The sequence below is a fragment of the Streptomyces sp. NPDC013317 genome (genome assembly GCF_055563155.1).
Genome location: NZ_JBVHDX010000005.1, coordinates 408,328 through 434,175, shown reverse-complemented (window position 1 = coordinate 434,175; position 25,848 = coordinate 408,328). Strand labels below are relative to the sequence as shown.

The following is a 25,848-nucleotide window of genomic DNA, read 5'->3' as shown; positions in this document are numbered from 1 at the left end:
CCGGGGGGGGGGGGGGCGGGCGCCCCCGGGGGGGGGGGGGCCCCGCGGGGGGGGGGGCCCCCGCGGCCCCCCCCCCCCCCGCGGGGGGGCCCCCCGGGGGGGGGCCCCCCCCCCCGGCCGTCGTTTCCCGCGCGACGGAGGGGGCGTGTGGTGCTCCGCACACTGTCCCGCCGCAGGTCAAGCATGAGTTGACGGGTGTTCGGGGAGCGTGGTGGACTTCCGGGGCCATTACGGCGGCAAGCAGAGGAAGCCCGGTGCGAATCCGGCGCGGTCCCGCCACTGTGACCGGGGAGTCGATCCCCGGGAGCCAGGAACTCTCGCCGCCGGTCACGTCGAGCCAGGGCGCGGACCCTGAGTGAGGACACAGCGCCATGCCCGGCCGCAGTGCAGCCACAGGTGTATTCGCGTACGGCGCCGCCGCCGGTCTGGCCGCGGACGTGATCGTCGGCGACCCCCGCCGCGGCCATCCGGTCGCCGCCTTCGGACGTGCCGCCGGCGCGGTCGAGAAGCTGCTGTGGCGCGACCACCGCGGGTGGGGAGCGCTGCACACCGCCGTCTGCGTCGCCGGCGCCGCGGGCGCCGCCGCGCTGGCCGCCCGTACCGTACGCCACCGTCCCGCGGCCTCCGTCGCGCTGACCGCCGCCTCCGTGTGGGCCGTCGTCGGCGGGACGACCCTGGGCCGGGAGGCCCGCGCGATCGGCGGTGCCCTCGCCGCCGGAGACCTGGACGTGGCGCGTGAACGGCTGCCCCGTCTGTGCGGCCGAGACCCGCACTCCCTGGACGGCCCGGCGATGGCCCGCGCGGTCGTGGAGTCCGTCGCCGAGAACACCTCCGACGCCGTGGTCGGCGCGCTGGTCTGGGGCGCGGTCGCGGGCGTTCCGGGCCTGGTCGGCTTCCGCGCGGTGAACACGCTGGACGCGATGGTCGGCCACCGGTCGGCGCGGTACCGGCGCTTCGGCTGGGCCTCGGCCCGGCTCGACGACGTGGCCGGCTGGCCGGGCGCCCGGCTGACCGCGGCGCTCGCGACGGTGGCCGGGGGGAACCCGCGAGGTGCGCTGCGCGCCTGGCGGGCGGACGCGGCGAAGCACCCGAGCCCCAACGCCGGCCCGGTGGAGGCCTCGTTCGCGGGGGCGCTCGGCGTACGGCTCGGCGGGACGCTGTCGTACGGAGGGCGGGTCGAGCACCGGCCCGTACTGAACGGGGAGGGACGGGCCGTGGAGGTCGGGGACATCGAACGGGCGGTACGGCTGTCGCGCCGGGTGACGGGGCTGACCCTCGCCGCCTGTGTGGGCGGGCGGATCGTGGCGGGCGCGCTGAACCGGAGGAAGGCATGAGAGGCGGGGGGCTGCTGGTCGCCGGGACCACGTCCGACGCGGGCAAGAGCGTCGTCACGGCGGGCATCTGCCGCTGGCTGGTCCGGCAGGGCGTGAAGGTGGCCCCGTTCAAGGGCCAGAACATGTCCCTGAACTCCTTCGTGACCCGGGAGGGCGCGGAGATCGGCCGGGCCCAGGCGATGCAGGCGCAGGCCGCGCGCGTGGAGCCGACCGCGCTGATGAACCCGGTGCTCCTGAAGCCGGGCAGCGACCGCTCCAGCCAGGTCGTCCTGATGGGCAGGCCGGTGGGCGAGCTGAGCGCCCGGGGCTATCACGGAGGCCGGCAGAAGGAGCTCTTCGAGCCGGTGATGGCGTGCCTGGAGGAGCTGCGGGGCACGTATGACGCCGTGATCTGCGAGGGGGCGGGCAGTCCGGCCGAGATCAACCTGCGGCGCACGGACATCGTGAACATGGGCATCGCGCGGGCCGCGCGGCTGCCCGTCCTCGTGGTCGGGGACATCGACAGGGGCGGGGTGTTCGCCCAGTTCTTCGGCACGACTGCGCTGCTCGCGCCCGAGGACCAGGAGCTGATCGCGGGCTACCTCGTGAACAAGTTCCGCGGTGACGTGACCCTGCTGGAGCCGGGCCTCGACATGCTGCTCGGACTGACCGGGCGCCGTACGTACGGTGTCCTGCCCTACGCGCACGGGCTCGGCATCGACGAGGAGGACGGGCTGCGGGTCTCGCTGCGCGGCGCCGTCCGCGAGTCGGTCGTCGCGCCGCCGGTCGGCGAGGACGTGCTGCGGGTCGCCGTCTGCGCGGTGCCCCTGATGTCGAACTTCACCGACGTGGACGCGCTGGCGGCCGAACCGGGCGTGGTCGTGCGGTTCGTGGACCGGGCCGAGGAGCTCGTCGACGCGGACCTGGTGATCGTGCCGGGCACCCGGGGGACGGTGAAGGCGCTGGCGTGGCTGCGCGAGCGCGGTCTCGCGGACGCGCTCGCACGGCGGGCCGCGGAAGGCCGGCCGGTGCTCGGCATCTGCGGCGGCTTCCAGGTGCTCGGCGAGCGGATCGAGGACGAGGTCGAGTCCAGGGCGGGCACCGTCGACGGGCTCGGCCTGCTGCCCGTGCGGGTCCGGTTCGCGGCCGGGAAGACACTGGCCCGGCCGGTCGGCGAGGCACTCGGCGAGCGGGTCGAGGGGTACGAGATCCACCACGGCGTCGCGGACGTCCTGGGCGGCGATCCGTTCCTCGACGGCTGCCGGGTCGGCGCGGTGTGGGGCACGCACTGGCACGGTTCCCTGGAGAGCGACGGCTTCCGCCGGGCCTTCCTGCGGGAGGTCGCCGCGGCGGCCGGCCGGCGCTTCGTAGCGGCTCCCGACACCTCCTTCGGGATGCTGCGCGAGGAGCAGTTGGACCGCCTGGGCGACCTGATCGAGGAACACGCGGACACCGACGCGCTGCTGCGTCTGATCGAGGACGGGGCTCCGGCGGGGCTGCCGTTCGTTCCGCCGGGCGCGCCGTGACGCCCCTGCCCACGCCGGTGCGACTCGTGCCGATGTCACTCGCGCCGGTGCCACTCGCGCCGATGCCGCTCGCGCCGGTGCCGCTCGCGCCGGCCGCGCCGCCGCACCCCCGTCCGGAAACCGCACGCGAAGAGAGGACCACCCGATGAGCACCCGGTACCCGTTCACCGCCGTCGTCGGCATGGACGACCTGCGGCTGGCGTTGCTGCTGAACGCCGTCAGCCCGGCCGTGGGCGGTGTCCTCGTGCGCGGCGAGAAGGGGACCGCCAAGTCGACCGCCGTCCGGGCACTCGCCGACCTGCTGCCGGAGGTTCCGGTGGTCGCGGGGTGCCGGTTCAGCTGCGACCCCGGCGCGGCCGACCCCGGCTGCCCCGACGGGCCGCACGAGACCGCCCCGCCCGCCGCGCGCCCCGCGCGGATGGTCGAACTGCCCGTCGGCGCCTCCGAGGACCGGCTCGTCGGCGCGCTGGACATCGAACGGGCCCTCTCCGAGGGCGTGAAGGCCTTCGAGCCCGGACTCCTCGCGGACGCGCACCGCGGGATCCTCTACGTCGACGAGGTCAACCTCCTTCACGACCACCTGATCGACCTCCTCCTCGACGCCGCCGCCATGGGCTCCTCGTACGTCGAGCGCGAAGGCGTCTCCGTACGGCACGCGGCCCGGTTCCTGCTCGTCGGCACGATGAACCCCGAAGAGGGCGAACTGCGCCCGCAGTTGCTGGACCGGTTCGGGCTGACCGTCGAGGTCGCGGCCTCCCGCGAGCCCGAGCAGCGCGTGGAGGTCGTCCGGCGCCGGCTGGCGTACGACGACGACCCGGCCGCCTTCGCCGCCCGCTGGGCCGGCGAGGAGAGCGCCCTGCGGGAGCGGATCGTCGCCGCCCGCGCACTGCTGCCCGACGTGGTGCTCGGCGACGCCGCCCTGCTCCAGATCGCCGCGACCTGCGCCGCGTTCGAGGTGGACGGCATGCGCGCGGACATCGTCATGGCACGGACCGCGACCGCGCTCGCCGCGTGGGCGGGCCGGACGGAGGTGACCTCCGAGGACGTACGGCAGGCCGCGCTGCTCGCCCTCCCGCACCGCAGGCGGCGGAACCCCTTCGACGCGCCGGGGCTCGACGAGGACAGGCTCGACGAGACGCTGGAGCAGTTCAAGGGCGAGGACGAGGGCGAGAACGGGGGCGACGACGACCCGGACCCCGGTCCCGGCGGCGGACCCGGCGGTGGCCCCGGTGGCGGTGTGCCGCCGCAGGGCGAAGGGCCCGAGGAGGGTGCCCCCCGCGACGCGGGCGCGGACGAGACCCCGGCGCCCGCGCAGGGCGGGGGCGGCGGCGCCGGTGAGCGGGCCGCCGTCAAGGCGGCCGAGCCGTTCCGTACGAGGATGCTCAGCGTGCCCGGACTCGGCGAGGGGGCGGCCGGGCGCCGCTCCCGCGCCCGTACCGAGCACGGCAGGACCACGGGCGCCGTTCGGCCCCGGGGCGCGCTGACCAAGCTGCACCTGGCCGCGACCGTGCACGCCGCCGCTCCGCACCAGAAGGCGCGCGGGAGGACGGGCCCCGGGCTCGTGGTCCGGCGGGACGACCTGCGGCAGGCGACGCGCGAGGGCCGCGAGGGCAACCTCGTGCTCTTCGCGGTGGACGCGTCCGGGTCGATGGCGGCCCGGCAGCGGATGAGCGCGGTGAAGGGCGCGGTGCTCTCCCTGCTGCTCGACGCCTACCAGCGGCGCGACAAGGTCGGGCTGGTCACGTTCCGGGGCCGCGACGCCGAGGTCGCCCTGCCGCCGACCTCGTCCGTGGACGCGGCCGCGGCGCGGCTCGAACTGCTCCCCACGGGCGGCCGAACGCCGCTGTCGGCGGGGCTGCTGAAGGCCCATGACGTGCTGCGCGTCGAGCGGCTGCGCGATCCCTCGCGCCGGCCCCTGCTCGTCGTCGTGACCGACGGCCGGGCGACCGGCGGCGGCGCCGACCCGGTGGCGCTCGCCGCGCGGGCGGCGCGGCTGCACGCCTCCGAGGGCACGGCGGCCGTCGTCGTGGACTGCGAGACCGGTCCCGTGCGGCTGGGGCTCGCCGGGGACCTCGCCCGCGAACTGGGCGGCACGGCCGTCACCCTGGACGAGCTGCGCGCCGACTCGATCGCCGGGCTCGTCAGGAACGTACAGGCAGAGCACGCAACGAGGAGGGCCGCTTAATGCCGCAGGGACAGCCGACCGTCGTTCCCGACGACGGTCTCACGACCCGTCAGCGCCGCAACCGCGCGCTGGTGATGGTCCACACCGGGGTCGGCAAGGGGAAGTCGACGGCCGCCTTCGGCATGGCGCTGCGCGCCTGGAACCAGGGCTGGCCGATCGGGGTGTTCCAGTTCGTCAAGTCCGCCAAGTGGAAGGTCGGCGAGGAGAACGCCCTCAAGGCGCTCGGCGAGACCGGCAAGGGCGGCACGGTCGTCTGGAACAAGATGGGCGAGGGCTGGTCCTGGATCCAGCGCGAGGTCGCCGAGGGCGAGCAGTCGCACGAGGACAAGGCCCGCGAGGGCTGGGAGCAGGTCAAGCGCGACCTCGCCGAGGAGAAGTACAGGTTCTACGTCCTCGACGAGTTCGCGTACCTGCTGCACTGGGGCTGGATCGACGTCGAGGAGGTCGTCGAGGTCCTGCGCGACCGGCCCGGGCAGCAGCATGTCGTGATCACCGGCCGCAACGCCCCGCAGGCGCTCGTGGACTTCGCGGATCTCGTGACGGACATGTCGAAGGTGAAGCACCCGATGGACGCGGGTCAGAAGGGCCAGCGGGGCATCGAGTGGTAGCACGTCTCGTCATCGCCGCGCCGTCCTCCGGCGCGGGCAAGACCACGGTCGCGACCGGTCTGATGGCCGCGTTCGCGGGCCGTGGTCTCGCGGTCTCGCCGCACAAGGTCGGTCCCGACTACATCGACCCGGGGTACCACGCGCTCGCCACGGGCCGTCCGGGCCGCAACCTCGACGCGTACATGTGCGGTACGGGCCTGGTCGCGCCGCTCTTCGAACACGGGGCGCGCGGCAGCGACCTGGCGGTCGTCGAGGGCGTCATGGGTCTGTACGACGGCGCCGCGGACCAGGGTGAGCTGGCGTCGACGGCACAGGTCGCGAAGGTGCTGAAGGCACCGGTCGTCCTCGTCGTGGACGCCTCGTCGCAGTCCCGGTCGGTGGCGGCGCTGGTGCACGGGTTCGCCTCGTGGGATCCGGAGGTGCGGATCGGCGGGGTCATCCTGAACAAGGTCGCCACGGACCGGCACGAGCATCTGCTGCGGGAGGCGCTCGGGGAGTCGGGCGTGCCGGTGCTGGGCGTCCTGCGGCGGGCGCCGGCGGTGGCGACGCCGTCGCGGCACCTGGGTCTCGTGCCGGTCGCCGAGCGGCAGACGCAGGCGGTGGACGCGGTCGCGGCGCAGGCGGAGCAGGTGCGGCTGGGGTGTGACCTGGAGGGACTGCTGGCGCTGGCACGGTCGGCGCCGCCGATGCCCGGAGAGGCCTGGGATCCCGAGGACGCCGTTCGGATGCGGGCCGGTGGTGGGGTCGTGCCCACCGCCGCACCCGTGCGGCGCATGCCCGGCAGGCCGGTGGTCGCCGTCGCCGGCGGGGCCGCCTTCACGTTCTCGTACGCCGAGCATGCCGAGTTGCTGACCGCCGCCGGCGCGGAGGTCGTGACCTTCGATCCCCTTCGGGACGAGGAGCTTCCGGCCGGGACGTCCGGGCTCGTCATAGGCGGCGGCTTTCCCGAGATGTACGGGGCAGAGCTGTCCGCCAACGCGCCCCTGCGGAAGGCCGTGGCCGAACTGGCCGCCTCCGGGGCGCCCGTCGCCGCCGAGTGCGCGGGGCTGCTGTACCTCGCCCGTTCGCTCGACGGGACGCCGATGTGCGGGGTGCTCGACGCCGACGCGCGGATGTCGGAGCGGCTCACGCTCGGGTACCGGGACGCCGTGGCCGTGAGCGACAGTTCGCTCGCCGCCGCCGGGGCGCGGATGCGGGGTCACGAGTTCCACCGGACCGTGATCGAACCGGGCGCCGGGGCGAACCCCGCATGGGGGCTGCGTCAGCCCGAGCGGCGGGTCGAGGGGTTCGTGCAGCGGGGGGTGCACGCGAGTTATGTGCACACCCACTGGGCGGGGGCCCCGGAGGCGGCCGTGCGGTTCGTCGAGCGCTGCGCGAACGGGCCGGTGGCGTGAGATCAGCCGTCGGACAGGCCCACCACGAGCCAGATGAAGCCCACGCCCGCCACCGTGCACAACAGGGTGGAGCGGGCGGGGTGTTCGTGGTGTGCCTCGGGCAGGATCTCGGCCGCGGCGAGGTAGAGCAGGGCGCCGCCGAAGAACCCGAGATAGCTGCCGAGCATTTCCTCCGGAAGGGTGAACAGCAGGGTGGACGCGGCGCCGACGATCGGCGCGAGCGCGTCCGCGACCAGCATGAGGACCGCCTTGCGACGGGCGTTCCCGTACAGGCTGGTGATCGTGTACGTGTTGAACCCGTCGGCGAAGTCGTGGGTGATGACGGCGAGCGCGACGGTGGCGCCCATGCCTCCGCCGACCTGGAAGGCGGCGCCCAGCGCGATGCCGTCCATGAGGCTGTGGACGACCATGGCGGCGGCCGCGGTGAGGCCGACCTGCGGCACCCGCCCGCCCGTCTCCCGACCACCACCCCTCACCGAAGCGCTGCGCGCTGGTCCCCAATCTGCGCCGACCCCGTGCGCCGCCTGACGGACCGCCAGCAGCCGTTCCACGACGTGGGCGAAGAGGAAACCGCCCACGAAGAGGAGCAGGGCCTGCGGCACGCCGAAGACCTTGGTCCCGGACGCCTCCAGGGCCTCGGGCAGCAGCTCGAGTCCGACCACGCCGAGCATGAGCCCGCCGGCCAGGCCGAGGACCAGGTGACGTCGGTCGGTGACGCGCTGCGCCGTCCAGCCGCCGAACAGCGTCATGAGGAACGCGCCGAGCGCGACGATAACGGCCATGCGCCTTTGCTATCGGATCGGACACGCTCCGCGCACATCAGCCGGGCCGTCGTGGGGATGCTGGTCGCATGATCACGGTGATCGGCAGTGGTGCGGGCGCGGACCTCGGCTCCTGGGCGGGTGAGGCGGCCCTGGTGGTGGACGTGCGGAGCGACGAGTTGACGGACACGGAACTCGACCTGGTCGAGAAGCACGTGTCCGAGGGCGGGACGCGGGTGATCGTGCGGGTGCTCGGGGATCCCGGGTTCTTCGGAGTGGTGCGGACGCTGGAGAAGCGGTTCGGACCCGAGCGGATCGACGTACGGCCCGGGCCCACGGCCGCCGGGCTCGCGTTCGCCCGCCTGGGACTGCCGTGGGACGACGCGGTCGTGGTGGTGGGCTCGGCGCTCGACCGCGCGGTGAACGTCTGCCGTGCGCATCCGAAGGTCGCCGTGCTGCCCGGCCCCGGCGTGGGACCCGCGGAACTGGGCGCGGAGCTGCTGCACCGGGTGACGTCGAGGACGCTGGTGGTGTTCACGGCGCTGGGCGATCCCTTTCGTGAGCGTCTCGAACGGGTGGAGCCGGCGGAGGCGATGTGCCGCAGCTGGGAGGGCGTGAGCCTGGTCCTGTGCCTGGACGAGTCACGGCAGGACGGGCCGGCTCCCGGGGTGACCGGCCCGCTCACGGGTCCGGGCCGATGGGCGCTGCCCGACGGGGAGTTCGCGACGGAGTCCGCCGTGGAGGGCGGGTTCGGGGCGGACGGCGCCGAGGGCCGATCCGTACTGCCGTACGAGGCACGGGCGCTGGCGCTCGCCCGGCTGGGGCCGCGGGCCGGGGATCTCGTCTGGGAGATCGGTACGGGCTGCGGCGCCGTGGCGATCGAGTGCGCCCGGCTCGGCGCGGCGGCGGTCGCCGTGGAGCAGACGGCGTCCGGCGTCGAGCGGATCCGGGCGAACACGGCCGCGCACGGCGTGGAGGTACGGGCCGTGCACGGGTCGGCGCCGACGGTGCTGTCCCATCTGGCCGATCCCGACGGGGTGTTCGTCGGCGGCGGTGGGCGTGAGCTGAGGTCGATCGTGCTGGCGGCGGGGCGGCGGGCGCGGCGCGCGGTCGTGGTGGCGGTGACGGCCCTGGAGCAGGTGGCCGCGGTCCGCTCGGCGCTGGCGTCCTGCGGGCTGGCGGTCGAAGGCGTGCTGCTGCAGTCGCAGCGGCTGCTCGCGCTGCCCGGCGGCTCCTCGACGATGGCGCCGACGGCGCCGGTGTTCCTGGTGTGGGGTACGCGGTGAGCGGGGCGACGGTGGGGGTCGGCGCCCGCTCGGGCGTCTCGGTGGACGAGGTCCTCGGCCTGGTCCTGGAGGCGCTGCGGGAGGCCGGTCTCACGGCTGCGGACGTGACGGCGCTCGCGACGCTGGAGGCACGGGCGGCGGAGCCGGGGATCGCGGGCGCGGCAGGACGGCTCGGGGTGCCGCTGCGGGCCTACGGGGCGGAGGAACTGGCCGCCGTCTCCGTGCCGCACCCCTCACGGGCGCCGCTGTCGGCGACCGGAACGGCGTCGGTGGCGGAGGCGGCGGCGCTGCTCGCGGCGGGCGCCGGTGCCGCGCTCCTCGTACCGAAGAGGAAATCGGCACGCGTGACGTGCGCTATCGCCCGGTCTCTCCCTCTTCGTCCGAACGAAGATGCCGCTACCGTACGGTTGTTGCCCCAGAGACAGGGGTACATCGCTGGTCAGACGGAGCCCCGTACACCCCCCACTCATCACCCGACGGCGGCCATGGATACCCACGCGCACACTGATGCCCACGATCTGCGCCACCACGGTGACGCGGAGGTACGGGACGAGAAGCTGATCGACCTCGCGGTCAACGTCCGGACGAACACGCCCCCGGAGTGGCTGCGGGCGCGGATCGCCGAGAGTCTGACCGGCCTGGCGCACTACCCGGACGGCCGGGCCGCGCGCGCCGCCGTCGCCGAGCGGCACGATCTTCCGCCCGGCCATGTGCTGCTCACGGCCGGGGCGGCGGAGGCGTTCGTCCTGCTCGCGCGGGCGCTCCCGGCGCGGCGGCCGGTGGTGGTGCATCCGCAGTTCACCGAGCCCGAGGCGGCCCTGCGCGACGCGGGCCACGAGGTGGGCCGGGTGCTGCTGCGGGAGGAGGACGGGTTCCGGCTCGATCCGGCGGCGGTTCCGGAGGACGCGGACCTGGTGGTGATCGGGAATCCGACGAACCCGACGTCCGTCCTGCATCCGGCGGCGGCGATCGCGGCTCTGGCGCGGCCGGGGCGGACGCTGGTGGTGGACGAGGCCTTCATGGACGCGGTGCCGGGCGAGCGGGAGTCGCTGGCCGGGCGGACGGACGTACCGGGGCTCGTGGTGCTGCGGAGCCTCACGAAGACCTGGGGCCTGGCGGGGCTGCGGATCGGCTACGTCCTGGCGGACCCGGAGACGATCGCGCTCCTGGAACGCGCGCAGCCGCTCTGGCCGGTGTCGAGCCCGGCGCTGGTGGCGGCGGAGGCGTGCATGTCGCGGGCGGCGCTGGCGGAGGCGGAGTTCGCGGCCGAGCGGATCGGGGCCGAGCGGGCCCATCTGCTGGCGGGGCTTGCGGAGTTCGACGAGGTGCGGGCGGTGACGGCGGCGGAGGGTCCGTTCGTACTGGTCCGGATCGATCGCGCGGACGCGGTACGGGAGCGGCTGCGGGCGCTCGGCTTCGCGGCGCGGCGCGGGGACACGTTCCCGGGCCTGGACCGGAACTGGCTGCGGCTCGCGGTACGGGACCGGGTCACCACGAACCGATTCCTGCAGGCCCTGGACCAGGCCCTGTTGATCGAGGGCTAGCAGCTCGTCCGGGAGCCAGGACCTGGGGCGCGAGGGGCCCCCTAGGTGCCCTGGGTCACGGCGGTGGGCAGGCGTTCGGTGACCCCGTCCGCGAGGCGCTCGAACTCCGCCCTCAGGAACGGCGTGGCCAGCCTCGCCATGCCCTTGAACCGCAGGGACGCCTCGTACGTCATCGAGGTCGTCGTCGCCGACCGGGCCTCGAAGCGCATCTCGTCGGTCGCGGTCACGGTCTTGTTCGTCCCGACGAACACCAGACGGCCGGGCTCGCGGGCCTCCAGCCGGTAGTCGAGTTCGGTGAGGCGCCCCCGGAATCGGGAGGTGTTGCGCCAGACGGAGCCCTCGCGCACGGGTCCCTCGTCGAGCCTGACGCAGGAGACCGTGCCGGGATCCCAGTCCTCCGCCCGGCCGAAGTCCTCCAGAAACGCCACCAGGCTGTCCAGAGGAACGGAGAGGAGGAAGTGTCGTTCGACCGTGATCACTGCGTCAGCCTCCGGTGTCGGCCCCGAGGGGGAGCTGCCCCCGAGGGGTGCTGTGCGTACCCGCTTCGCTCCCCCTTCCCCCGGAGCGGTGCCCACGGATGCGCTCACTCCCGGCGGCAGCGGACGGCGGGGAGCGGAACGGAGGACGGCATGGTCGCCGCCCTCCTCCCGCTCCCCGCCGCTCCCCCGGACCGGTCAGCCGCGGGCGCGGCTACGGGCCAGGACGAGCGCTCCCGCGCCGCCGGCGAGCAGGACGATCGCGCCGCCGGCCAGGTACGGGGTCATCGAGCTGCCGCCCGTCGCGGCGAGGTTCTGGTCGGCGGGGTTGGCGCCGTCGTTCTGGGTCGTCACACCGCCGCCGTCGGAGGGCTGGGCGGAGGGCTCCTGCGAGGGCTCCTCGCTCGGCTGCTCCGTGGGCTTGTCGGTCGGGTCGCCGGTGGGCTCCTGCGTCGGGCCCGAGCCCTTCGGCGTCTCGCAGGTGGCCTCCGCGAGGGTCACCACGCCGTTGACCTCGGCGACGCCGAGCTTCCCCGGGTTCACCGCCACCTTCAGCTCGAGCGCGGTCGCCGCGGCGGTGCGCGAGGTGGTGGAGGTACGGGACAGATCGAGGGTCACGTCGCCGACGCCCGGCACGGTGACCTTGGTCTGTCCGGCCGTCGACAGGGTGGTCTTCTTGCCGAAGACGATCACGTGCCCGAGGACGTTGGCCTCGGCGACCGGCTGCTTGCCCGTCTCGCAGACCGCCCGGGCGGTGACCTTCTCGACCTCGATCAGCGAGAGCAGGGGCACCCCGGGGACATGGACCCGGGCCTTGACCAGGTTGACGTACCCCTCGGCCTTGTCCTTCTCCACCGTGGCCTTGGAGGTGGCGACGTCGGCGCGCAGCACGTCGATCGGCTTGTTGTTCTCGGCGCCCTGAACCTTCACCGTCAGCGCGGTCTCGCTCTCGCTCTCCGGCGCCTTGACCTCGTTGAGGGAGGTGCGCAGCGGCACCTGGACCGACTTGTTGAGCAAGGAGACGTCGAGACCGGTCCGCAGGACGACGGCGGTCGCGCGCCCCTCTCCGCCGCCCGTGGCGTGCGCCGCGGGGGCCAGGAGAAGCACGGGCCCGACGGCCAGCGCGACGGCGGTCGCCGCGGCGGCGGTGCGGCGTACGGGCATGCGGAAGGTGTCGCTGTTCAAGATGGTGGTACCCCCACAGGAGACATGGCGTCGCCGGCCGCTCACCACGGGGACACGGGGTCGACGCGGCCTCGGCGACTTGAGACACCGGAATCTTTACGCACGGAGAGTGAACCGACAGCCACCTGACGTGAGTTCACTCCAAAGGGGGGTTTCCGCGTCCATATTCGATTCTTTCGGCACACGCGTTCCCGCGCGCCCCGCGCGTTGCGAAGAACGCGGGGCGCGCGGGAAGTGATTCAACGATCCACGCCGGTCAGGGGTAACGGACGGTCAACCCGACGCAGCGGCGCGGCCCGCTCAGGTGGCGCGCCAGTAGCCCAGCGAGTGGATGCGGTCCTTGGGGAGCGCGAGCTCCTTGCGGACGTACGCGGCGAGGGTGCGGGTGGTCGCGGTGTCGCAGGCGATCCAGACGTACGGGTCGTCCCCGAGCAGCTCCGGGAGCTCCTTGCGCACCTGCTCGACGAGCGCCGCGCCGCCGCCCTGCCGGGGCACCCGGCGGACGTCGTGCCGGGCCGCGTCGACGCGCAGCGGAAGCTCCTCGTCGGCGTCGTGGGAGGTCTCGAACCAGAGCGTGGCCGGCACGTCGGGCGCCGAGTCGAGGAGGGAGTTGATGGCGGGCGTCGAGGCCGGGTCGCCGATCACGAGCATGCGGCCGGGCCGGGGCTCGGGGGCGGTGAAGCCGGTGCCCTGGAGGGTGGCCTCGATGGTGTCGCCGGGAGCGCAGGTGCGGGCCCAGTCGCTCGCGGCACCGTCGTGGAGGGCGAACTCCAGACTGAAGGTCCCGGCGGCCGGGTCGGGGTCGACGAGGGTGTAGGCGCGCTGGTGCGGCTTGCCCGCGTTCTCGAACCAGAGCCGCACCCACATCGTCGGGTGCACACCGGCGGCGGCGAGGAGTCCGCCGTCCGTCAGGTGGACCCGGCGGTAGTGCTCGGTGACCTGCTCGGCCCCCGTCACCGTGAACGTGAAGTCCCGGCCACGGAACAGTTTGAGGACGACGCCTTCCCAGCCATGCCCTTGCCCCACCGCGATCGTCTCCCCTGCGTAGCGTAGATTAATTTAGGTCAGCCTAACCTAATCACCGTCGGACGGGATCGGAGTCGGAGTGAGCATCGAGGTCTACCGGGACGATTGGGGCGTACCGCATCTGCGGGCCGCCGATCCGATCGAACTCGTCTTCGCGCAGGGGCGGGTGACGGCGGTGGACCGCGCCTGGCAGCTGGAGGTCGAACGGCACCGCGCACAGGGCACGTCCGCCGCGTTCCTCGGCGCGGGCGAGACCGGCTGGGACACCTTCGTACGGCAGGCCGCGCTCGCCGACACCGCGCGCCGCTGCTTCGAGGCGCTGGACCCGGAGACGGCACGATGGGTGCGGTCGTACGTGGACGGCGTCAACGACGGCCTGCGAGAAGGCGCCGCGAGGGCGCCCCAGTTCACCCGGGTGGGGCTCGCGCCCGGGCGCTGGGAGCCGTGGACGCCGCTGGCGGTCTGGCTCTCCACGCACATCCTCTTCGCGGGGTTCCCCACCAAGCTGTGGCGGGAGGAGGTCGCGCGCCGGCTCGGCGAGGAGTGGACCGAACTGTTCGCCACGGACGGTCCCGGCACGTCCGGGTCGAACGGCTGGGTGGTCTCCGGTGCCCGGACGGCGAGCGGGGCGGCGATCGTGGCCGGCGACCCGCACCGCTTCATCGAGGCGCCCGGGGTCTATCAGCAGATCCGCCTCTCCTGCCCGGAGTACGACGTGCTCGGCCTCGCGGTCCCCGGCGTCCCGGGTCTCGCCCACTTCGGGCACACGGGCCGGGTCGCGTGGGCGATCACCAACGCGATGGCCGACTACCAGGACCTGTACCGCGAGCGGCTGCGGCGGACCGCCGACGGCGGGGTGGAGGCCCTGGGCCCGGACGGCTGGTGCCGGGCGTCCGCGCACCGCGAGACGGTCGAGGTGGCGGGCGGGGAGCCGGTCGTGATCGAGGTCGTGGAGACCGAGCGCGGGCCGGTGATCATCGGCGCGGACGGCGGGACCGGCGGGACGGGCGCAGAGCCGACGGGTGCGGATGCCCCTTACGGCGACGACTCCTCCTGGGAGGCGATCAGCCTGCGCTACCCGCCGCGCGTGACCGCCGAGCTGGGCTTCGCCGTCCTGCCCGAGCTGCTCGCCGCCCGGAGCGTCGCGGACGTGGACCGTGCCGTCGACGGCTGGGCCGAGCCGGTCAACGTCGTCCAGGCCGCCGACGTGGACGGCGGCCTGCTGCACCGGGTCGCGGGGTTCGTCCCCGTCCGCGACCGGGCCAACTCCCTGCGGGTGGTGCCCGCCTGGGACGCCGCCCACGCCTGGAAGGGCGAGGCCGTGGCCACCCCCCGCGCGGAGGTCGACGGGCACGCCGTCATGGCCAACGCGCGGGGCATCGCCGCCCCCTTGGGCGTGGAGTTCTCTCCCCCGCACCGGGCGGCCCGGATCGACGCGCTGCTCGCCGCCTCGACGGCCTGGACGCCCGAGGGCATGACCGCCGTCCACACCGACACCGACAACCCCTCGGCGGCACGGCTCCTGGACCTGGTCCGGGCGGAGGGCGAGGACGGCCTCTCCCCCGGCGCCCGCGCCGTCCGGGCGCGGCTGCTCGCCTGGGACCGGCGAATGGAGGCGGAGAGCGCCGACGCCGGTCTGTACGCCGCCGTGCGCGGGGCGGTCGTGCGGCGGGTCGCCGGTCATCAGGCCTTCGCGGCGCTGCGCGAGCCCGCCGCGCACCCCGCCGTCTTCCAGCCCTGGCTGGCGCTCGGGCCCCGCGTCGCGTTCGCGCTGGAGACGCTGCTCGTCACAGGACCCGTTCCGGCCGCCGACACCGCCGGCATCGTGCGGGAGGCCCTGGAGGAGGTCGCCGCCGGGGACGAGCCGCCCGCGTGGGGCGCCACGCACCGGCTCGCCCCGTGGGCGGCCCTTCCCGAGGAGGACGACGCGATCTGGCCCGGACTGGGCGGGGACCACGACTGCGTGCTGTCCACGTCGAGCGTGCCCGGGTTCACCGACCGCAGCGCCCGCGCGTCCGCCGCCCGCTACGTCTGGGACCTCGCCGACCGTGAGCGGAGCCTCTGGGTCGTGCCGTTCGGCGCCTCCGGCGTCACCGGCGACCCCCACCACCGCGACCAACTCCCGCTGTGGCTGCGGGGCGACCTCGCCCCCGTCACCACCGACTGGAACCACCTCACCAAGGAGCACCCCCGTGACGACCACTGACTCCAGACAGCCGGTCCACCTGCAGACCGTCGAGGGCTTCGGCACCGTACGGATCGACCCCGTCGACCCCGATCGCGACGCCGAACTCATCCACGGCTGGGTCAACGAGGACCGCGCCCGGTTCTGGGGCATGGGCGGAACCACCGTCGAGCAGGTACGGGAGATCTACGCGCACCTGGACTCGCTCAGCACGCACCACGGCTTCCTCGTGCGGCGTGACGGCGAGCCGGTGGCGCTCTTCCAGACGTACGAGCCCGCGGCCGACCGCGTGAGCGAGTGCTACGAGGTGCAGCCGGGCGACATCGGTGTGCACATCCTGATCGCGCCGGCCGCCACCCCCGAACCGGGCTTCTCCGCCCGGCTGTTCGTCGCGCTGAACGCGTTCGCGCTGAACGACCGGACGCGCGCCGTGGCGGAGCCGGACGCCGACAACGAGAAGGCGCTCGCCCGGCTGGTGCGGGCCGGGTTCGAGCTCGGACCCGAGGTCGTGCTGCCGGAGGTTGACCTCCCGGAGGTCTTCATCCCGGCCAAGAAGGCGCGCCTCGCGTTCCTGAACCGCTGACGCGTCGCGGGCCCGGCACCGACGGCACCGGGCCCGCGGAGAGCCGAGGGGGTCCCGCCCGCGTCAGGCGATCACCCTGCCGTTCACGACGACCCTGCGGGGCGTCACGCCCGCGTCAGGCGATCACCCGGCCGTTCACGACGACCCTGCGGGGGGCCGCCAGCGCGCGGACGTCCGCGCGCGGGTCCTCGGCGTAGACGACGAGGTCCGCGGGGGCGCCCTCCTCCAAGGAGGGGCGGCCCAGCCAGGCGCGTGCGCCCCAGGCCGTCGCCGAGAGGGCCTCGATCGGCGGGATGCCGGCCTTGACCAGTTCCTCGACCTCCGCCGCGACCAGCCCGTGCGCCAGGGAGCCGCCGGCGTCCGTGCCGACGAAGACCGGGACGCCCGCGTCGTACGCCGAGCGGACCGTGTCGTACCGGCGCTCGTACAGCCGGCGCATATGCGCCGACCAGCGCGGGAACTTCTGCTCGCCGCCCTCCGCGAGCCGGGGGAACGTGGCGATGTTGACGAGGGTCGGGACGATCGCGACGCCCCGCTCGGCGAAGAGCGGGATCGTGTCCTCGGTGAGCCCGGTGGCGTGCTCGATGCAGTCGATGCCCGCCTCCACCAGGTCCCGCAGGGAGTCCTCCGCGAAGCAGTGCGCGGTGACCCGCGCCCCGAGCCGGTGCGCCTCGGCGATGGCCGCCTCGGCCTCGGCGCGCGGCCAGCAGGCGCCCAGATCGCCCGCGTCCCGGTCGAGCCAGTCCCCGACGAGCTTCACCCAGCCGTCGCCGCGCCGCGCCTCCCGGCCGACGTAGGCCACCAGGTCCTCGGGCTCGATCTCGTGGGCGTAGTTGCGGATGTAGCGGCGGGTGCGGGCGATGTGACGGCCCGCGCGGATGATCTTCGGCAGGTCCTCGCGCTCGTCGATCCAGCGGGTGTCGGACGGCGAGCCCGCGTCACGGATCAGGAGCGTGCCCGCGTCGCGGTCGGTGAGCGCCTGCTTCTCACTGGTGGCGTCGTCGACCGGGCCGTGCTGGTCCAGGCCGACGTGGCAGTGCGCGTCCACGAGACCCGGCAGCACCCAGCCCTCGACCGTCAGCGCCTCGCCGGACGGGCGGGTGTACGTGATCCGGCCGTCGACCGCCCACAGCTCGTCCCGGACGTCCTCAGGGCCGACGAGCACCCGCCCCTTCACATGCAGCACCACGTGATCGCTCATGTCTGCACTCTACGAGGGGCGGGCAGCCCGCCCCAGAGGGGTCGTCGTCCGGAAGGTCCGAAGCGTTCGGGAAGCGGCTCGGTACGCTGAACCGACGTTCGACCCCCCTGGCGAAGAAGGCACCACCGTGACCGTGACACATCCGCTGCTCGACCTGGCCCCGCTGACCGCCGCGCGCTTCGCCTCCATCGAGCGGAGGGTCGCCGCCCTGCTCTCGACGGAGCAGGACGTGGTGATCACGCAGGGCGAGGCGCTGCTGCCGCTGGAGGGCTGCATCCGCAGCGGTGCCCGGCCGGGTTCGACCGCGCTGAACATCGTCACGGGTCCGTACGGCCAGACGTTCGGCAACTGGCTGCGGGACTGCGGTGCCACGGTCGTGGACCTGGACGTGCCGTTCCACACGGCGGTGACGGCCGCCCAGGTGGAGCGGGCGCTGGCCGAGCACCCGGAGATCGACTTCGTGTCGCTGGTGCACGCGGAGGCGGCGACCGGCAACACCAACCCGGTGGCCGCGATCGGCGAGGTCGTGCGGGCGCACGGCGCGCTGTTCTACCTCGACGCGGTGGCGTCGATCGGCGCGGAGCCGGTGCTGCCGGACGAGTGGGGAGTGGACATGTGCATCATCGGCGCGCAGAAGGCGATGGGCGGCCCCGCGGGCGTCTCGGCGGTCTCCGTGAGCGAGCGGGCGTGGGAGCGGTTCGCGGCCAATCCGCAGGCCCCGCGCCGCTCGTACCTCTCGCTGCTGGACTGGAAGGAGCGCTGGATCGACGGCGGGCGCACGGCACTGCTGCACGCGCCGGCGCAGTTGGAGATGCTGGCGCTCGAAGCGTGCGTGGAGCGGATCGAGGCGGAGGGCCTGGACGCCCTGATGGCCCGTCACGCGTCCGCCGCGGCCGCGACGCGCGCGGGCACGCTGGCGCTGGGCGGCGGGCTCGAACCGTATGTCCACGACGCGAAGGACGCGGCCCCGGTGGCGACGACGCTGCGTGCTCCGGCGGGCGTGGACGCCTCGCAGCTGGTCGCGCGGGCGCTGGCGGCGGATCCCTCGCTGCCGCTGATCGCGGGCGGCGGCGCGCTGGCGAAGGAGATGATCCGGGTCAACCACTACGGCGTGGACGCGACTCCGGACGCCGTGCAGTCCTCGCTGGCGGCCCTGGGAGCGGCCCTCGCCGACACGGGCCGCCCGGTGGACCTGGAGTCCGCCCGCCGCGCGGCGACGGAGGCGTGGGTCTAGGGGGGTGTCTCGCTGATCGGCGACACCCCTAGGGGCCACCCCGAGGCGCGGCACACCCGGCGGGGCCGGGGTGACGGGCGGACGTCGTCGTCCGGCCGCTCACCCCGGCCCCTTCCGCATGAGCCCACCGGAACGCCGCCCTCGGAACGCTCCGCGCATCGGCGGCGCCCCATTGTCCCCGGCGCATTTTCAGAACGCATTTCACGTACACATTATCCAAGCGAATTCCCCGTACAGATTCCGAGATTCTTCTGCCCCGGATCCCGAACCCTAAACGCTAAGGTTTCATCAGCACTTTCACGCCGTTTCCGCGCCTGTGACGGACTGCACATCGCCGCCTCTTTGCCCGTATTTATACCGGCAAACCCGGACAGACCGGCGCTCGCGCGAATAACACATCGATCCTCTCCCGCCCACCCCTCCGCCCCATGCAATCCAAGAATTCGGCCGGTAAATTGCCTCGGCATGACCGCAGCACAAGCAGCCATGACCTTGGAAAGCCCACGCGTGGAGGACGGAGCCGCGATATGGCGAATTGCCCGCGATTCCCGTGTGCTCGACCTGAACTCCTCGTACAGCTACCTGCTGTGGTGCCGCGACTTCGCCGCCACGTCGCTGGTCGCGCGCGCCGCGGACGGTGAGCCGGTCGGCTTCGTGACCGGGTACCTCCGTCCCGACCGGCCCGGGACCCTCGTCGTCTGGCAGATCGCCGTCGACGAGAGCCAGCGCGGCCGCGGACTGGCCGGGGTGCTGCTCGACGCGCTGACCGCCCGGGTCGCCCCGGAGGCCGTCGAGACCACGATCACCCCCGACAACACGCCCTCGGACCGGCTCTTCACCTCTTACGCGGCCCGGCACCGGCTCCCCCTGGAGCGCGAGGTGCTCTTCGACGGGGGGCTGTTCCCCGACACCGCCGACGGCGCCGCGCACCAGCCCGAAGTCCTGTACCGGATCGGCCCCTTCCACACCCCTGGAGCTTCGCTGTGACCATCACCCAGCCCGAACTGAGCGTCTTCGAGACCCTGGAGTCGGAGGTGCGCAGCTACTGCCGCGGCTGGCCCACCGTCTTCGACCGCGCGCAGGGCGCGCGGCTGACCGACGAGGACGGCCACGAGTACCTCGACTTCTTCGCGGGCGCCGGCTCGCTCAACTACGGCCACAACAACCCCGTTCTGAAACGGGCGTTGATCGATTATCTGGAACGCGACGGGATCACCCACGGTCTCGACATGGCGACCACCGCCAAGCGGACCTTCCTGGAGACCTTCCACGACGTCGTCCTGAAGCCCCGCTCGCTGCCGTACAAGGTGATGTTCCCGGGCCCGACCGGCACCAACGCGGTCGAGGCCGCGCTGAAGCTGGCCCGGAAGGTCAAGGGCCGCGAGTCGGTGGTCTCCTTCACCAACGCCTTCCACGGCATGTCGCTGGGTTCGCTGGCCGTCACCGGCAACGCCTTCAAGCGGGCCGGCGCGGGCATCCCCCTGGTGCACGGCACGCCGATGCCGTTCGACCACTACCTCGACGGGCAGGTGCCGGACTTCCTCTGGTTCGAGCGGCTGCTCGAGGACCAGGGGTCCGGCCTGAACAAGCCCGCAGCGGTGATCGTGGAGACGGTCCAGGGCGAGGGCGGCATCAACGTGGCGCGGGCCGAGTGGCTGCGGGCGCTCGCCGATCTCTGCCGCCGCCAGGACATGCTGCTGATCGTCGACGACATCCAGATGGGATGCGGCCGTACCGGCGCCTTCTTCTCCTTCGAGGAGGCCGGCGTCACGCCCGACATCGTCACGCTGTCGAAGTCGATCAGCGGCTACGGGCTGCCGATGTCGCTCTGCCTGTTCCGGCCGGAGCTGGACGTGTGGGAGCCGGGCGAGCACAACGGCACCTTCCGGGGCAACAACCCGGCCTTCGTCACCGCCGCCGCCGCACTCGACACGTACTGGGCCGACGGCCAGATGGAGAAGCAGACCCTGGCCCGCGGCGAGCAGGTCGAGCAGACCCTCCTCGCCATCTGCGAGGAGAACTCCGCCGACGGTGCCCACTACCGCGGCCGGGGCCTGGTCTGGGGCCTGGAGTTCGCCGACCGGACGCGCGCGGCGAAGGTCTGCGCGCGCGCCTTCGAGCTGGGGCTCCTGCTGGAGACCTCCGGCCCGGAGAGCCAGGTGGTCAAGCTCCTCCCGCCGCTGACCATCACCCCCGAGGAGCTGGACGAGGGGCTGCGGACGCTGTCCCGCGCGGTCCGCGAGACCGTCTGATCCAGCCGTACCACCGCTAGACGAAAGGGAGTTGCACCACCGTGATCGTCCGATCCCTCAAGGACATCGAGAACACCGAACGCCATGTGCGGGCGAAGTCCGGCACCTGGGAGAGCAAGCGGATCGTCCTCGCCAAGGAGCGGGTCGGCTTCTCGCTGCACGAGACCGTGCTCTACGCGGGCACCGAGACGTCCATGTGGTACGCCAACCACATCGAGGCCGTCCTGTGCGTCGAGGGCGAAGCCGAGCTGACGAACGACGAGACCGGAGAGACGCACTGGATCGAGCCGGGCACGATGTACCTGCTCGACGGCCATGAACGGCACACCATGCGTCCCAAGACCGACTTCCGCTGCGTCTGCGTCTTCAACCCGCCCGTCACCGGCCGGGAGGACCACGACGCGAACGGGGTGTACCCGCTGCTCACGGAGGAGGGCTGACCATGACGAACGTCCTGACCGACCTGTACCCGACCCGCGGCGCCTCCGAGGTGCTCACGCCCCGCCAGGACCCGGTGGTGTGGGGCGACGCCCCGGGCCTGGAGTCGTACGAACGGGACGGCTTCCTCGTCGAGCCCGATCTGCTGACCGACGACGAGGTCGCGGTGTACCGGCGCGAGCTCGACCGGATGGTCGCCGATCCGGCCGTGCGGTCCGACCCGCGCGCGATCGTCGAGTCGAAGTCGTCGACCGTGCGCTCCGTCTTCGAGGTCCACCGGATGAGCGAGGTCTTCGCCCGGCTGGTCCGCGACGAGCGGGTGGTGGGCCGGGCCCGCGAGATCCTCGGCTCGGACGTGTACGTCCACCAGTCGCGGATCAACGTGAAGCCGGGCTTCGGCGCCTCCGGGTTCTACTGGCACTCGGACTTCGAGACCTGGCACGCGGAGGACGGCCTGCCGCGCATGCGCACGGTGTCGGTGTCGATCGCGCTGACCCGGAACCACGACACCAACGGCGGCCTGATGATCATGCCGGGCTCGCACCGCACGTTCCTCGGGTGCGAGGGCGCGACGCCGAAGGACAACTACAAGCGCTCGCTGCAGATGCAGGACGCCGGCACCCCGTCCGACGAGGCGCTCACCTCGCTCGCGGACGCGCACGGCATCCGGCTCTTCACGGGCCGGGCCGGTTCGGCGACCTGGTTCGACTGCAACGCGATGCACGGCTCGGGCGACAACATCACGCCGTATCCGCGCAGCAACGTGTTCATCGTCTTCAACAGCGTGGAGAACACGGCGGTCGAGCCCTTCGCGGCGCCGGTGCGGCGGCCGGAGTTCATCGGCGCGCGGGACTTCACGCCGGTGCGCTGAGCAGCGTGGTGCGGGGCCGGGTGCGCGGAGCCCGGTGGTGCGGGGGCGGCCTTCTCGGCCGTCCCCGCATCCGTACGGCTCCCCGTCTCAGCCCGCCAGGACCGCCAGGGCGCGGTCGACGTCGGCCGAGCTGTTGTAGAGGTGGAAGGACGCCCGCAGGTTGCCCGCGCGCGCGGACATCAGGACGCCCGACGAGAGCAGGGCGGACTGCCGGTCGCCGAGGCCCGGGACGCCGACCACACCGGAGACGTCCGGCACCGGGGCGTGCCCCAGCTCCACGAGGCCGGCCCGGAACCGGGCGGCGAGGGCCTTGTTGTGGGCCTCGATCCGCTCGATCCCGATCTCTTCGAGGAGAGCGAGCGAGCGGGCCGCGCCGTGGTACGAGAGGAAGGCCGGGGGCTCGTCGAACCGCCGTGCGGAGCGGGCGAGTTCGCGCACCGGACCGTAGCTGTTGGTCCACAGCTCCTCGCCGGTGACCCAGCCCGCGTGGATCGCGAGCAGCGAGTCCTGCGCCTCCTCGGTGACGGTCAGGAAGGACGCCCCGCGCGGGCAGAGCAGGAACTTGTAGCCGCCGGCCACCGTGTAGTCCCACTCCCCCGCCCGCAGGGGCAGCCAGCCGGCCGACTGGGTGGCGTCGAGGAGCGTGCGGGCGCCGTGTGCGGCCGCCGCGGCGCGGATCGCGGCGAAGTCGGCCGTCCGGCCGTCCGCCGACTGGACGGCCGAGAAGGCCACGAGCGCGGTGTCGGGACGGACCGACTCCGCCAGCCGCTCCAGCGGCACGAACCGCGTCTTCAGCTCGCCCCGGATCGTGAACGGGGTGATGAGGGAGCTGAAGTCACCCTCGGGGAAGAGGATCTCGGAGCCCGCCGGCATCGACTGCGCGATCATGCCGACGTGGACGGAGACCGAGCTGCCGACCGCCACCCGGTCCGGGTGGACGTCCATGAGCCGGGCGTAGGTGGCGCGGGCCTCGGCGACGGTCTCGAAGTCGCCGGCCCCGTTCGGGCGGCCGGCCGCGGTCTCCTCGGCGAGCAGCCTGACCGCCTCGATCGCGCGGCGCGGCAGGAGCGCGCAGGCGGAGGTGTTCAGATACGTCTGCTGGGGCGCGAACTCGGCTCCGCCGAGGGGTTCCATGGCATCCATGGAACCCAGCCTGGGGTTCCTCCGACCTGCGGTCAATTGCCTTTGATCATGGGGAAGGGCCAAGCCCGGCTTATGTGCGCAGGTCAGAGGAGACGAGGCGGCCGGTCAGGCCTCGCAGGTTCCGTCGACGTCGCAGGCCGCCGCGTCGCCGCCGACCGGCTGGAGCGCCCGGCCCTGCCACGCCTGCTCCAGGGCCTGGGTGAAGACCTCGGCGGGCTGGCCGCCGGAGATGCCGTAGCGGCGGTCGAGGACGAAGAACGGCACGCCGTTCGCGCCGAGCTCCGCCGCCTCGCGCTCGTCGGCCCGCACCGCGTCCGCGTACGCGGTCTCGTCGGCGAGCACGGCGCGGACCTCGGTCTCGTCCAGGCCCGCTTCGACCGCGAGCCGTACGAGGGTCTCGTCGTCGAAGACGGACCTCTCCTCGGCGAAGTTCGCCCGGTACGCGAGGTCGAGCAGCTCGTTCTGCCGGCCGCGCTCCCTGGCGAGGTGCAGGAGACGGTGGATGTCGAAGGTGTTGCCGTGGTCACGGCCCTCGGTGCGGTAGCCGAGGCCCTCGGAGTGCGCGTTGGAGGCGACGTGCGCCTCCATGGCGCGGGCCTCGTCCAGGGTCCGGCCGTACTTCTTGGCGAGCATGTCGATCACCGGTGCGGTGTCGCCCTTGGGCCGGTTGGGGTCGAGCTCGAAGGAGCGGTGCACGACCTCGATCTGGTCGCGGTGGGCGAACTCCGCGAGCCCCTTCTCGAAGCGGGCCTTGCCGATGTAGCACCACGGGCAGGCGATGTCGCTCCAGATCTCGACGCGCATGTTGTTGCTTCTCTCCGGGGTCGTGGGGTGTGTTCCGTGGCCGGAACGCGGCGGACGGCCGGATTCATTCCGCGGCGGGCACCACTGTGAGGCGGAGCACGAGGTGGGTGCCGGAACGCGGGGCGTCGGGGTCCTGGATCCAGCCGCGGGCGGCGTAGAAGGCCCGGGCCCGCTCGTTCTTCTCGAAGTCGAGCAGGCGCGCGGCGGTGATCCCCTCGGCGCGCCAGACGTCGAGGCAGGCCGAGTGCGGAGCCGAGGCCGCTGCGCCAGCGGTCGGGCCGGACGTGCAGCTGGGTGAGCGTCACCGCCTCGTCTCCTCTGCGGTACGCCGCGACGCCGCCGAGCTCGTCGTCCCGCTCGGCGCAGAGCACGTCGCCCCGCTCCACGGCCCTGCTCCACCCGTCCCGGGAGCGGGCGAGCTCTTCGGGCCCGGCGAACTCGCTGTCGGGGAGATGACCTCGGTAGTAGGTGGACCGTGCCTGCAGGTGCAGGGCGGCTATGGCGTCGAGGTCGTCGGGGGTCGCGGCTCTGATCATGACAACGGGGACGCGACGGCCGGGGCGACGGTTGCGGCGCGCGGCGGCGACCCGCCGCCCCCGGCGGGTCCCGGTCCGCCCCCGGCGAGTCCCGGTCCGCCCCCGGCCAGTCCCCGGTCCGCCCCCCGGCCGGTCCCGGTCCGCCCCCGGCCAGTCCCCGGTCCGCCCCCCGGCCGGTCCCGGTCCGCCCCCGGCCAGTCCCCGGTCCGCCCCCGGCCGGTCCCGGTCCGCCCCCGGCCAGTCCCCGGTCCGCCCCCGGCCGGTCCCGGTCCGCCCCCGGCGAGTCCCGGTCCGCTCCCCGGCCGGCTCCCGCCACGCCGCCTACGCCCCCTTCCGGTACCTGCCCGGCGCCATGCCGTACTCCCTCTTGAACGCCTTGGCGAAGGCGAACTCCGACGCGTAACCGCTGCGCTGGGCGACGGTGCGGATCGGGGCGTCGTCCGCGCGGAGCAGCCGGCCCGCCGTCGTCATGCGCCACCACGTCAGATAGGCCAGCGGCGGCCTGCCGACCAGCATCGTGAAGCGGCGGGCGAAGGCCGCGCGGGAGAGGCCGCCCTCGGCGCCGAGTTCCTCCACCGTCCACGGCCGGGCCGGCTCCGCGTGGATCGCGCGGAGGGCCGCGGTGACGGCCGGATCGCTCAGGGCGGCGGACCAGCCGGAGGTCCGCTCGGGACGTTCGGTCAGCCACCAGGTGCGGAGCAGCAGCACGAGCAGGGTGTCGAGCAGGGCGGGCACGAGCGCGTCGGATCCCGGCTGCGGATCGGCGAGTTCGGTGCCGAGGAGGTCGACCGCGGCGCGCAGCCGGGGGTGGGCGCCGGGCCTGGCGGGGATGTGCACGAAGGGGGGCAGCTCGGTGAAGAGGGGGTGGGCCCTGGCCCGGCTCACCTGGTACGCGCCGCACAGCAGCAGGGTCTCGTCCGCGCGGGCCGGCTCCCGGTCGGGTGGTGTGGGCCAGGAGCCGTCGGGCTCCTGTACGGCGTCGGTGAGCGGGGTGCCGGGGTGGCCGGCGAGTCCGTGGCCGGTGCCGTGCGGCAGCAGGGCCACGTCACCGGCGTGGAGCTCGACGGGCTCGCCGTCCTCGCCCGGCGGTATGAGCCAGGCCGTGCCCTGGACGACCACATGGAATCCGGCGCCGTTGCTCGGCGGGAAACGCAGGCCCCAGGAGCCGGAGTTGACGGAGCGGGAGGAGTGCGGACGCCCCGCCCGCATGGCCGTCACGGCGTCGCTCAGTACGTCCATGGCCCGCACCGTAGCGCGAGACGGACGGACATCGCAGGAAGGTTCTGGAACATGGTTC

22 protein-coding genes and 1 riboswitch are annotated in these 25,848 nt (G+C 73.7%); of the genes, 14 read left to right on the top strand and 8 right to left on the bottom strand.

Annotation, left to right across the window (positions count from 1 at the left end; all coding sequences use genetic code 11):
* Positions 1-217 precede the first annotated feature (217 nt).
* Positions 218-339, top strand: a riboswitch (cobalamin riboswitch).
* A 32-nt stretch (positions 340-371) separates the two neighbouring features.
* The 5 genes from ACZ3IJ_RS17580 to ACZ3IJ_RS17560 all read left to right on the top strand — a co-directional run bounded on the left by ACZ3IJ_RS17580 (position 372) and on the right by ACZ3IJ_RS17560 (position 7,026).
* Positions 372-1,334 carry a cobalamin biosynthesis protein gene (locus ACZ3IJ_RS17580; protein ID WP_467469059.1) on the top strand — a complete coding sequence of 321 codons (963 nt, stop codon included), beginning with the start codon at positions 372-374 and terminating at the stop codon, positions 1,332-1,334.
* Positions 1,331-2,839: a cobyric acid synthase gene (locus tag ACZ3IJ_RS17575; protein ID WP_467469057.1), complete on the top strand. Its 1,509-nt coding sequence runs from the start codon at positions 1,331-1,333 to the stop codon at positions 2,837-2,839. The genes ACZ3IJ_RS17580 and ACZ3IJ_RS17575 overlap by 4 nt, the downstream gene beginning before the upstream one ends.
* Positions 2,840-2,984: 145 nt before the next feature.
* Complete coding sequence (locus tag ACZ3IJ_RS17570; protein WP_467469055.1) at positions 2,985-5,024, top strand: putative cobaltochelatase; 2,040 nt, start codon at positions 2,985-2,987, stop codon at positions 5,022-5,024.
* Complete coding sequence (cobO, locus tag ACZ3IJ_RS17565; protein WP_391798058.1) at positions 5,024-5,632, top strand: cob(I)yrinic acid a,c-diamide adenosyltransferase; 609 nt, start codon at positions 5,024-5,026, stop codon at positions 5,630-5,632. Before ACZ3IJ_RS17570 ends, cobO begins: the two co-directional genes overlap by 1 nt.
* Positions 5,626-7,026, top strand: a complete 1,401-nt coding sequence (locus tag ACZ3IJ_RS17560; RefSeq protein WP_467469052.1) for a cobyrinate a,c-diamide synthase — start codon at positions 5,626-5,628, stop codon at positions 7,024-7,026. Before cobO ends, ACZ3IJ_RS17560 begins: the two co-directional genes overlap by 7 nt.
* Before the next feature lie 2 nt (positions 7,027-7,028).
* Here the strand turns inward: ACZ3IJ_RS17560 and ACZ3IJ_RS17555 are convergent, their stop codons facing one another.
* Complete coding sequence (locus ACZ3IJ_RS17555) at positions 7,029-7,808, bottom strand: ZIP family metal transporter (protein WP_467469050.1); 780 nt, start codon at positions 7,806-7,808, stop codon at positions 7,029-7,031.
* Between the two features lie 68 nt (positions 7,809-7,876).
* Between ACZ3IJ_RS17555 and ACZ3IJ_RS17550 the strand changes: the two genes are divergently transcribed.
* Positions 7,877-9,073 carry a bifunctional cobalt-precorrin-7 (C(5))-methyltransferase/cobalt-precorrin-6B (C(15))-methyltransferase gene (locus ACZ3IJ_RS17550; RefSeq protein WP_467469049.1) on the top strand — a complete coding sequence of 399 codons (1,197 nt, stop codon included), beginning with the start codon at positions 7,877-7,879 and terminating at the stop codon, positions 9,071-9,073.
* On the top strand, positions 9,070-10,617 hold the full coding sequence (cobC, locus tag ACZ3IJ_RS17545) for an Rv2231c family pyridoxal phosphate-dependent protein CobC (RefSeq protein WP_467469048.1): 1,548 nt from the start codon (positions 9,070-9,072) through the stop codon (positions 10,615-10,617). The genes ACZ3IJ_RS17550 and cobC overlap by 4 nt, the downstream gene beginning before the upstream one ends.
* 41 nt (positions 10,618-10,658) lie before the next feature.
* Here the strand turns inward: cobC and ACZ3IJ_RS17540 are convergent, their stop codons facing one another.
* The 3 genes from ACZ3IJ_RS17540 to ACZ3IJ_RS17530 form a co-directional block, all read right to left on the bottom strand.
* On the bottom strand, positions 10,659-11,096 hold the full coding sequence (locus ACZ3IJ_RS17540) for an SRPBCC family protein (RefSeq protein ID WP_467469047.1): 438 nt from the start codon (positions 11,094-11,096) through the stop codon (positions 10,659-10,661).
* A 195-nt stretch (positions 11,097-11,291) separates the two neighbouring features.
* Complete coding sequence (locus ACZ3IJ_RS17535; protein WP_467469045.1) at positions 11,292-12,278, bottom strand: SCO1860 family LAETG-anchored protein; 987 nt, start codon at positions 12,276-12,278, stop codon at positions 11,292-11,294.
* 300 nt (positions 12,279-12,578) lie between these two features.
* Positions 12,579-13,304 (bottom strand): siderophore-interacting protein, encoded by a 726-nt coding sequence (locus ACZ3IJ_RS17530; RefSeq protein ID WP_467469043.1) that lies wholly within the window; start codon positions 13,302-13,304, stop codon positions 12,579-12,581.
* Positions 13,305-13,383: 79 nt separating this feature from the next.
* Between ACZ3IJ_RS17530 and ACZ3IJ_RS17525 the strand changes: the two genes are divergently transcribed.
* Together ACZ3IJ_RS17525 and ACZ3IJ_RS17520 are read left to right on the top strand one after the other, a co-directional pair.
* Positions 13,384-15,510 carry a penicillin acylase family protein gene (locus ACZ3IJ_RS17525; RefSeq protein WP_467469041.1) on the top strand — a complete coding sequence of 709 codons (2,127 nt, stop codon included), beginning with the start codon at positions 13,384-13,386 and terminating at the stop codon, positions 15,508-15,510.
* On the top strand, positions 15,497-16,072 hold the full coding sequence (locus ACZ3IJ_RS17520) for a GNAT family N-acetyltransferase (RefSeq protein WP_467469038.1): 576 nt from the start codon (positions 15,497-15,499) through the stop codon (positions 16,070-16,072). The genes ACZ3IJ_RS17525 and ACZ3IJ_RS17520 overlap by 14 nt, the downstream gene beginning before the upstream one ends.
* Before the next feature lie 115 nt (positions 16,073-16,187).
* Here the strand turns inward: ACZ3IJ_RS17520 and ACZ3IJ_RS17515 are convergent, their stop codons facing one another.
* Positions 16,188-17,273 carry an amidohydrolase family protein gene (locus tag ACZ3IJ_RS17515; RefSeq protein ID WP_467469036.1) on the bottom strand — a complete coding sequence of 362 codons (1,086 nt, stop codon included), beginning with the start codon at positions 17,271-17,273 and terminating at the stop codon, positions 16,188-16,190.
* 133 nt (positions 17,274-17,406) lie between these two features.
* Here ACZ3IJ_RS17515 and ACZ3IJ_RS17510 point away from each other — a divergent pair, with 133 nt between their 5' ends.
* The 5 genes from ACZ3IJ_RS17510 to thpD all read left to right on the top strand — a co-directional run bounded on the left by ACZ3IJ_RS17510 (position 17,407) and on the right by thpD (position 22,068).
* The gene (locus ACZ3IJ_RS17510) at positions 17,407-18,507 is read left to right on the top strand and encodes a pyridoxal-phosphate-dependent aminotransferase family protein (protein WP_467469097.1); all 1,101 of its coding nucleotides are present in this window, start codon (positions 17,407-17,409) and stop codon (positions 18,505-18,507) included.
* A 465-nt stretch (positions 18,508-18,972) separates the two neighbouring features.
* On the top strand, positions 18,973-19,494 hold the full coding sequence (gene ectA, locus ACZ3IJ_RS17505) for a diaminobutyrate acetyltransferase (protein WP_352186225.1): 522 nt from the start codon (positions 18,973-18,975) through the stop codon (positions 19,492-19,494).
* Entirely contained in the window at positions 19,491-20,759 is a 1,269-nt protein-coding gene (gene ectB, locus ACZ3IJ_RS17500) for a diaminobutyrate--2-oxoglutarate transaminase (protein ID WP_467469034.1), read from the top strand. Before ectA ends, ectB begins: the two co-directional genes overlap by 4 nt.
* A gap of 41 nt (positions 20,760-20,800) precedes the next feature.
* Entirely contained in the window at positions 20,801-21,199 is a 399-nt protein-coding gene (locus ACZ3IJ_RS17495; RefSeq protein WP_467469032.1) for an ectoine synthase, read from the top strand.
* Between the two features lie 2 nt (positions 21,200-21,201).
* Complete coding sequence (gene thpD / locus ACZ3IJ_RS17490; protein ID WP_467469030.1) at positions 21,202-22,068, top strand: ectoine hydroxylase; 867 nt, start codon at positions 21,202-21,204, stop codon at positions 22,066-22,068.
* An 87-nt stretch (positions 22,069-22,155) separates the two neighbouring features.
* On the opposite strand, the gene ACZ3IJ_RS17485 is transcribed toward thpD, so the two are convergent.
* The 3 genes from ACZ3IJ_RS17485 to ACZ3IJ_RS17475 all read right to left on the bottom strand — a co-directional run bounded on the left by ACZ3IJ_RS17485 (position 22,156) and on the right by ACZ3IJ_RS17475 (position 25,790).
* A complete protein-coding gene (locus tag ACZ3IJ_RS17485; protein ID WP_467469027.1) occupies positions 22,156-23,211 on the bottom strand; it encodes an aminotransferase class V-fold PLP-dependent enzyme in 1,056 nt (351 codons plus the stop codon).
* A gap of 105 nt (positions 23,212-23,316) precedes the next feature.
* Positions 23,317-24,015 carry a DsbA family oxidoreductase gene (locus tag ACZ3IJ_RS17480; RefSeq protein WP_467469025.1) on the bottom strand — a complete coding sequence of 233 codons (699 nt, stop codon included), beginning with the start codon at positions 24,013-24,015 and terminating at the stop codon, positions 23,317-23,319.
* 857 nt (positions 24,016-24,872) lie between these two features.
* Positions 24,873-25,790: an AraC family transcriptional regulator gene (locus ACZ3IJ_RS17475; RefSeq protein ID WP_467469023.1), complete on the bottom strand. Its 918-nt coding sequence runs from the start codon at positions 25,788-25,790 to the stop codon at positions 24,873-24,875.
* Positions 25,791-25,848: the final 58 nt, after the last annotated feature.

Coding starts and splice junctions, on each gene's coding strand:
- ACZ3IJ_RS17580 (WP_467469059.1), top strand. CDS start 372: ATGCCCGGCCGCAGTGCAGCCACAGGTGTATTCGCGTACGGCGCCGCC.
- ACZ3IJ_RS17575 (WP_467469057.1), top strand. CDS start 1,331: ATGAGAGGCGGGGGGCTGCTGGTCGCCGGGACCACGTCCGACGCGGGC.
- ACZ3IJ_RS17570 (WP_467469055.1), top strand. CDS start 2,985: ATGAGCACCCGGTACCCGTTCACCGCCGTCGTCGGCATGGACGACCTG.
- cobO (WP_391798058.1), top strand. CDS start 5,024: ATGCCGCAGGGACAGCCGACCGTCGTTCCCGACGACGGTCTCACGACC.
- ACZ3IJ_RS17555 (WP_467469050.1), bottom strand. CDS start 7,808: ATGGCCGTTATCGTCGCGCTCGGCGCGTTCCTCATGACGCTGTTCGGC.
- ACZ3IJ_RS17550 (WP_467469049.1), top strand. CDS start 7,877: ATGATCACGGTGATCGGCAGTGGTGCGGGCGCGGACCTCGGCTCCTGG.
- ACZ3IJ_RS17515 (WP_467469036.1), bottom strand. CDS start 17,273: ATGAGCGATCACGTGGTGCTGCATGTGAAGGGGCGGGTGCTCGTCGGC.
- ectA (WP_352186225.1), top strand. CDS start 18,973: ATGACCGCAGCACAAGCAGCCATGACCTTGGAAAGCCCACGCGTGGAG.
- thpD (WP_467469030.1), top strand. CDS start 21,202: ATGACGAACGTCCTGACCGACCTGTACCCGACCCGCGGCGCCTCCGAG.
- ACZ3IJ_RS17485 (WP_467469027.1), bottom strand. CDS start 23,211: ATGGATGCCATGGAACCCCTCGGCGGAGCCGAGTTCGCGCCCCAGCAG.
- ACZ3IJ_RS17480 (WP_467469025.1), bottom strand. CDS start 24,015: ATGCGCGTCGAGATCTGGAGCGACATCGCCTGCCCGTGGTGCTACATC.
- ACZ3IJ_RS17475 (WP_467469023.1), bottom strand. CDS start 25,790: ATGGACGTACTGAGCGACGCCGTGACGGCCATGCGGGCGGGGCGTCCG.